This is a genomic window from Streptomyces sp. NPDC005492, assembly GCF_040605995.1.
Classification (GTDB): Bacteria; Actinomycetota; Actinomycetes; order Streptomycetales; family Streptomycetaceae; genus Streptomyces.
This window is the reverse complement of record NZ_JBEXDX010000102.1, coordinates 1-7,551: the sequence shown is the minus strand read 5'-3', so window position 1 is coordinate 7,551 and position 7,551 is coordinate 1. Positions and strand designations below refer to the sequence as shown.

At 75.5% G+C, this 7,551-nt stretch carries 2 protein-coding genes; both read right to left on the bottom strand.

The annotated features are described in order from the left end of the window. On the bottom strand, positions 1–3,141 hold a 3,141-nt coding region (locus ABZT04_RS45710), incomplete at its 3' end, for a type I polyketide synthase (protein ID WP_356066596.1). 27 nt (positions 3,142–3,168) lie between these two features. After that, positions 3,169–7,551, bottom strand: a 4,383-nt coding sequence (locus ABZT04_RS45705; RefSeq protein WP_356066594.1) for a type I polyketide synthase, incomplete at its 5' end; no start/stop codon positions are given.

Here is a 7,551-nt window from a genome sequence, read left to right as displayed (position 1 = left end):
GCCCGCGGCGTGCCGCGCCCACGGCCGGTCGCCGCCCCCGTCGGGGCGCGCGTACACAGTGACCGAGCGCTGCCCGTCCTCGGGCGCGCCCAGCACCACCTGGACCTGGACGCCGCCGCGCGCGGGCAGCACCAGCGGTGCCTCCACGATGAGTTCACGGACCCGGCCGCACCCGACGACATCGGCGGCGTGGACGACGAGTTCCACGAAACCGGTGCCGGGGAAGACCACCAGGCCCCGTACGGCGTGGTCGGCCAGCCACGGCTGCGCGGTGGCCGACAGCCGCGACGTGAACACCGCGCCGCCGCCCTCGGGCGAGGACAGCACCGCGCCGAGCAGCGGGTGCCGCACCTCCTCCAGCCCGGCGGCCGTGACGTCGGCGGCCGCCGTGCCGCCCTCGGGCCAGTAGCGGCGGCGCTGGAACGCGTACGTCGGCAGGTCGACCCAGCCGGATTCGCGCGCGCCGAGCAGGCCGTCCCACGCGACCGGCACCCCGTGGGCGTGCAGGTGGGCGGCGGACAGCAGCAGCCGGGCCGGGCCGCCTTCGCCGCGGCGCAGCGTGCCGGTGACCACGGCGCCGTCGCCGAGGGTGTCCTGCACCGGCACCGTGAGCACCGGGTGCGGGCTGATCTCGACGAAGACGGAGTAACCGGCCGCGGCGAGCGCCCGGTTGGTGTCCTCGAAGCGGACGGTCTGCCGCAGGTTGCGGTACCAGTAGGCGGCGTCGAGCCCGGTGGTGTCGACCGGTTCGGCGGTGACGGTGGAGTACATCGGCACCGCGGACGACCGGGGGACGACGGCGGCGAGGTCGGCGGCCAGGCGCTGCTCGATCCGCTCGACCGCGGCGGAGTGCGAGGCGTAGTCCACCGGGACCCGCTTCGCGCGGACACCGGCGGCCTCGCAGTGGTCCAGCAGTTCGGCGAGCGCGTCGGGCACGCCGGAGACGACGACGGAGCCGGGGCCGTTGACCGCCGCGACGGACAGCTGCTCGCCCCAGCGGGCGAGGACTTCCCGGGCCTGCGCCACGGGCAGCGGTACGGCCACCATGCCGCCGTCGCCGGCCAGTTCCTCGGCGATGGCGCGGCTGCGCAGGGCGACGACGCGGGCGCCGTCGGTCAGCGACAGCGCGCCGACGACGACCGCGGCGGCGATCTCGCCCTGCGAGTGGCCCACGACGGCGGCCGGGCGCACCCCCAGTTCCTGCCACACCCGGGCCAGCGACACCATGACCGCCCACAGCGCGGGCTGCACCACATCCACGCGGGCGAGCAGCTCCTCGTCGTCCAGGGCGTCGAGCAGCGACCAGTTGACGAACTCGGCCAGCGCGTCGGCACATTCGACGAGGGCCTTGGCGAACACCGGTGACGCGGCGCGCAGTTCTGCGGCCATGCCGACCCATTGGGCGCCCTGGCCGGGGAAGACGAACACCGGTTTGTGGCGGCCGGGCTCGGCGATTCCCTCGGCGACCGCGGCGGACGGCTCGCCCGCGGCCAACGCCGCCAGTCCGGCGGTCAGTTCACCTCGGTCGGCGCCCACCACCACCGCGCGGTGGTCGAACGCCGACCGGTTGTGCAGCAGTGCGTGCGCCACGTCGGCCGGGTCCGTGTGCTCGCCTTGCCCGACGTACGCCAGCAGCCGCCCGGCCTGCGCGGCCAGTGCCTGTTCGGTACGGCCGGACAGCACCCACGGCAGGGCGCCGGTGACGGCGGGCGCGGCGGTGTCCGGGGCGTCTACGACGCTGTCCTCGTGGGAGGCGGCGGGGGCCGGTGCGGCTTCGAGGATGAGGTGCGCGTTGGTGCCGGACACGCCGAAGGAGGAGACGCCGGCGCGGCGCGGGTGCCCGGTCTCCGGCCACGGCTGCTGTTCGGTGAGCAGCCGTACCTGGCCCTGGGTCCAGTCCACGCGGTTGCTCGGTGCGTCCACGTGCAGAGTGCGCGGCAGCGCGCCGTGCCGGATGGCCTGCACCATCTTGATCACGCCCGCGACACCGGCCGCGGCCTGCGAGTGGCCGATGTTGGACTTCACCGTGCCCAGCCACAGCGGCTGGTCGTCGAGGCGGCCCTGCCCGTAGGTGGCCAGCAGCGCCTGCGCCTCGATCGGGTCGCCGAGGACGGTACCGGTGCCGTGCGCCTCCACCACGTCCACCTCGGACGGGGCGAGCGAGGCGGCCGTCAGCGCCTGCCGGATCACCCGCCGCTGCGACGGACCGTTCGGCGCCGTGAGGCCGTTGGACGCGCCGTCCTGGTTGACCGCGCTGGAGCGGACAACCGCCAGCACGCGGTGCCCGTTGCGCCGGGCCTCCGACAGCCGCTCCAGTACGACGATGCCCGCGCCCTCCGACCAGCTGGTGCCGTCGGCCGCCTCGGCGAACGCCTTGCCCCGGCCGTCGGGGGCCAGGCCGCCCTGGCGGGTGAACTCCACGAACCCGGCCGGGCTGACGGCCACGTTGACGCCGCCGGCCAGCGCGAGCGAGCACTCCCGGGAGCGCAGCGCCTGCCCGGCCCAGTGCATCGCCACCAGCGACGACGAGCACGCGGTGTCCACGGTGACCGCCGGGCCCTCCAGCCCGAGCACGTACGACAGCCGGCCGGAGATCACCGAGAGCAGCCCGCTGGTCATGCGGTGGCTCTCGGTCTCCGGCAGGCCGCCGATCGCCTCCATGTACCCCGAGGAGGACGCGCCGACGAAGACACCGGTGGCGGTCCCCGCCAGCGTCTCCGGGTCGATACCGGCGTGCTCCAGCGACTCCCAGGCCACCTCCAGCAGCAGCCGCTGCTGCGGGTCCATCGCCAGCGCCTCACGCGGCGAGATCCCGAAGAAGCCCGCGTCGAACTCCCCCACCGCGTCCACGAACCCGCCCTCGCGGGTGGACGTCGTACCGGGCGCGCCCGCCGGGTCGTACAGCGCGTCGACGTCCCAGCCCCGGTCCGCCGGGAAGCCCGACACCGCGTCCGTGCCCGAGGCGACCAGCTCCCACAGGCTGTCCGGGCCGGTCACCCCGCCCGGGTAGCGGCAGGCCATGCCCACGATGGCGAGCGGCTCGTCCCGCCTTCTCTTCATCTCGTTCAGCTGCCGCTGCGACTCACGCGATTTCGCCACGGCCGTCTTGAGGTAGGAACGCAGCTGTTCTTCAGTGGCCATTGAAGGAAAGTCCTCGAATTCCCGTTGTCACTCGTGGTCGGCGGTGGACGAAGCGTCGGACATCCAGTTGCTTTCCTGGTCGACCATGGAGAACAGCTCCTCGTCGGAGGCGGCGTCGATGTCGTCGCGCCGCTCGGCGGTGGCCTCCTCGAAGGTGCCGAGCACCTGGCGCAGCATCGCCTCCAGGTCCTCGCGAACCGCCGGATCGGCGGCGAACTCCCGCAACCGCGCGCCCAGTTCGCCCAGCCCGACCGCCGTGCCCGCGCCGCCGCCCAGCTCACCGGCGAGGTGGTCGACGAGCTTGTACGGGCTCGGGTGGTCGAACACGAGCGTCGCGGGCAGCGCGAGGCCGGTGCGCCGGCTCAGCCGGTTGCGCAGCTCGACCGCGGTCAGCGAGTCGAACCCGGCGTCGCGGAACGCCTGCGCGGGGTCGACGTCCCGGGCGCTGTCGTGGCCGAGCACGGCCGCGGTGTGCTCGCGGACCAGGGCGAGCAGTTCCTCCCGCCGCTCCTCGTCCGGCAGGGCGGCGAGGTTCCGGGCGAACTCGGCACCCGCGGCCGCCGCGTCGGCCTCGTCCGGGGTGTCCGGGGCCGCCTCCGGGAGCAGGGCGAACAGGTTGCTCGGGCGGGCCAGCGTGAAGGCCGGGGCAAAGGTGGTCCAGTCCATGTCGGCGACCGTGACCATGGTCTCGTCGTCCTCGACGGCCCGTTGCAGCGCGGCCACGGCCAGGCCGGGCGCCATCGCGGAGACCCCCAGCCGCGCCAGGTGGTCGTGGCCGTCGGAGCTGCCCGCGGCCATCCCGACCTCGGCCCACGTGCCCCAGGCGACGGACGTCGCGGTACGGCCGCGGGCCCGCCGGTACTCGGCGAGGCTGTCCAGGCAGGCGTTGCCCGCCGCGTAACCGCCCTGACCGCTGCCGCCCCAGGACGCGGCACCGGACGAGAACAGCACGAACGCGTCCAGGTCCATGTCGCCGGTCAACTCGTCCAGCAGCAGCGCCCCTTCGGCCTTGACCCGCAGCTCGGCCGCCAGCCGTTCCGGCGTCATGTCCGCCAACGGCGTGAACGCGTTGCCCACGCCCGCGGCGTGCACCACCGTCCGCAGCGGCAGCTCCGCCGGGACCGCGGCGAACACCCCGGCCATGGTGGCGCGGTCGGCGACGTCACCCGCGACGACGCTCACCCGCGCACCCGCGGCCTCCAACTCGGCCCGCAACTCCCCCGCACCCGGAGCCTCCGGGCCCCGCCGGGACACCAACACCAGGTGCTGCGCGCCGCGTTCGACCAGCCACCGCGCCACGTATCCACCCAACCCGCCGGTGCCGCCGGTGACGATCGCGGTACCGCCGGTCGTCCACGGCTCGACCTCACCGTCCCGGCCCGCGGCATGCACGAGGCGACGGCCGGACAATCCCGAGGCGCGAACGGCGAGTTGGTCCTCGCCGTGGCCGCCGGACAGCACACCGGACAGCCGGGCCGCCACGGCCGCGTCGACCTCTTCGGGGAGGTCGACCAACCCGCCCCACAACTCCGGCAGTTCGAGGGCCGCCACCCGGCCCAGTCCCCAGATGCCGCCCTGCCACATCTCCTTGACCACATCGCCGGGACGGGCCGCGACGGCCGCGCGGGTGACCACCCACAGCGGGGCGGGCAGCTGCGAGCGCCGCAGCTCCTGCAGCAGGCGGAGCGTCGCGGTCAGCCCGTCGCGTCCGGCGCCGGCCACGGCCACCACTCCGGTGCGGTCGGCGCCGACTCGCGCCAGGTGCTCGGCGTCGGCCTTGTCGGCGGTGAGGACCACGGTGTCCGGGCCGAGTGCCGCGGCCGTGGCGGCGGCCCAGGGGTCGTCGCCCTCGGGGACGACCGCCAGCCAGCGCGGCGGCGCGACCGGTGCGGTGCTGTTCGCGTCGACCGGCACCCAGGACTGGCGGTAGCACCAGTCGTCGGCCGCCGCGTCCCGCAGCCGCCGCTCGCGCCAGCGCAGCAGGGCCGGGACGACGTCCGACAGCGCGTCGTCCGCGATGCCGAGGGAGCGGGCCAGCCCGTCGGGCCCGCTCGCCACGGACTCCCAGAACTCCGCGTCCACAGGGTCGCGCCCGGTCGCCTGCTGCGGCACGGTCCGCGGCCAGTAGCGGCGGCGCTGGAACGCGTACGTCGGCAGGTCCACCCGGCGGGTGGCGCGCCCGGCGAACAGCGGCGACCATTCGACGGCCGCGCCCTGGACGTACAGCCGGGCGAGCGCCAGCAGCAGCACCGCGCGGCCGGTGCGCTCGCCGCGCTGGAGGGCCACCGCGGCAGCCCCGGTCAGGCCGTTCGCGGCCACCAGCCCGGACAGCACCGCGTCGGGGCCGGCCTCCACGAAGGTGTCCACGCCGTGCTCGGCCAGCCACGCCAGCCCGTCGGCGAAGCGGACGGTGCCGCGCACCTGTTCCACCCAGTACGCCGGGTTCGCCATGTCCGCGGGCGCGCCTGTCACATTGGAGACGACCGGCACCGCGGGCTCGGCGTAGGACAACTGGGCCAGTTCGGCGGCGAAGGCGTCGAGCATGGGCGCCATGAGGGCGGAGTGGAAGGCGTGCGAGACCCGCAGCCGCCGGGTTCTGCGGCCCAGCGCGGCGAAGTGCTCGCACACCGCGCGCACGCCCGCCTCGGGGCCGGCGACGACGATCGACTCGGCGGCGTTGACCGCTGCGACGCAGACGCCGTCGGTGAGCTGTTCGCGCACCTCCTGCTCGGTCGCGGCCAGCGCGGCCATCGCGCCGCCGGCGGGCAGCGCCTCCATCAGCCGGGCCCGCGCGGCGACCAGCCGGCAGGCGTCCGGCAGCGAGAACACTCCGGCCACATGGGCGGCGGCCACCTCGCCGATGGAGTGGCCGAGCAGGTAGTCCGGCCGCACCCCCCACGACGTGAGCACCCGGTACAGCGCGACCTCCACCGCGAACAGGGCGGGCTGCGTCCAGCCGGTGCGGTCCAGCAGTTCGCGGTCCTCGCCCCACAGGACGTCGCGCAGCGGGCGCTCCAGGTGCCGGTCCAGCTCGTCGGCGACCTCGTCGAAGGCGGCGGCGAACACCGGGGACTGCGTGTGCAGTAGGCGCCCCATGCCGAGCCGCTGCGCGCCCTGCCCGGTGAAGAGCACCGCGAGCCCGCGGCGGGTGCGGGCCACTCCCTCCACCACCTGGGCGGCCGGTTCGCCGGTGGCCAACGCCCGTAGCCCCGCGGTGAGTTCGTCGCGGTCCGCGCCGACGACGACCGCCCGGTGCTCGAACAGCGAGCGGGTGCCCAGCAGCGCGGCACCGACGTCCGCGGGGTCATACGGGGCCGGCGTCCCGTCGTCGGCCGCCTCCACCGTGGACAGCAGCCGGGCGGCCTGCGCGCGCAGGGCTTGCTCCGTGCGGCCCGACACCACCCACACCGTCTCCGCGCAGTCCTCGGCCGCCGCACCGGGCGCGGCCTCGGGCTCGGGCGCGGTGGCGGGCTCGGGCTCCGGGGCGGCCTCCAGGATCACGTGCGCGTTCGTCCCGGAGATGCCGAACGAGGACACGCCCGCGCGGCGCGGGTGACCGGTCTGCGGCCACGGCCGCTCCTCGGCCAGCAGCCGCACCTGTCCGGCGCTCCAGTCGACGTGCGAGGTCGGCTCGTCGGCGTAGCGGCTGCGCGGCAGCACGCCGTGCCGGATGGCCTGCACCATCTTGATCGCCCCGGCGACACCGGCGGCGGCCTGGGTGTGGCCGATGTTGGACTTCACCGTGCCCAGCCACAGCGGCCGGTCCTCGGGGCGGTCCTGGCCGTAGGTGGCCAGCAGCGCCTGCGCCTCGATCGGGTCGCCCAGCGTGGTGCCGGTGCCGTGCGCCTCGACGGCGTCGACGTCGGCCGGGGACAGGCCGCCGGCGGCCAGCGCCTGGCGGATGACGCGCTGCTGGGAGGGGCCGTTGGGGGCGGTCAGGCCGTTGGACGCGCCGTCCTGGTTGACGGCGCTGGAGCGCAGGACGGCGAGCACCGGGTGGCCGTTGCGCCGGGCGTCCGACAGGCGTTCCAGCACCATGATGCCGACGCCCTCGCCGAACCCGGTGCCGTCGGCGGACTCGGCGAACGCCTTGCAGCGGCCGTCGGCTGCGAGCCCGCCCTGCCGGCTGAACTCCACGAACGTGCCGGGCGTGGCCAGGACGGTGACGCCGCCGGCCAGCGCGAGCGTGCTCTCACCGGTGCGCAGCGACTGGCCGGCGAGGTGCATCGCCACCAGCGACGACGAGCAGGCGGTGTCCACGGTGACCGCGGGGCCCTCCAGGCCGAGGACGTAGGAGACCCGGCCGGACAGCACGCTCTGCGCGGAGACCGGTACGAGGAGGGACTTGTCGATCAACTGGGCCAGCACGCGCAGCAGTTCGGCACCGTCCGTGCCCGGCAGCGGACCGGC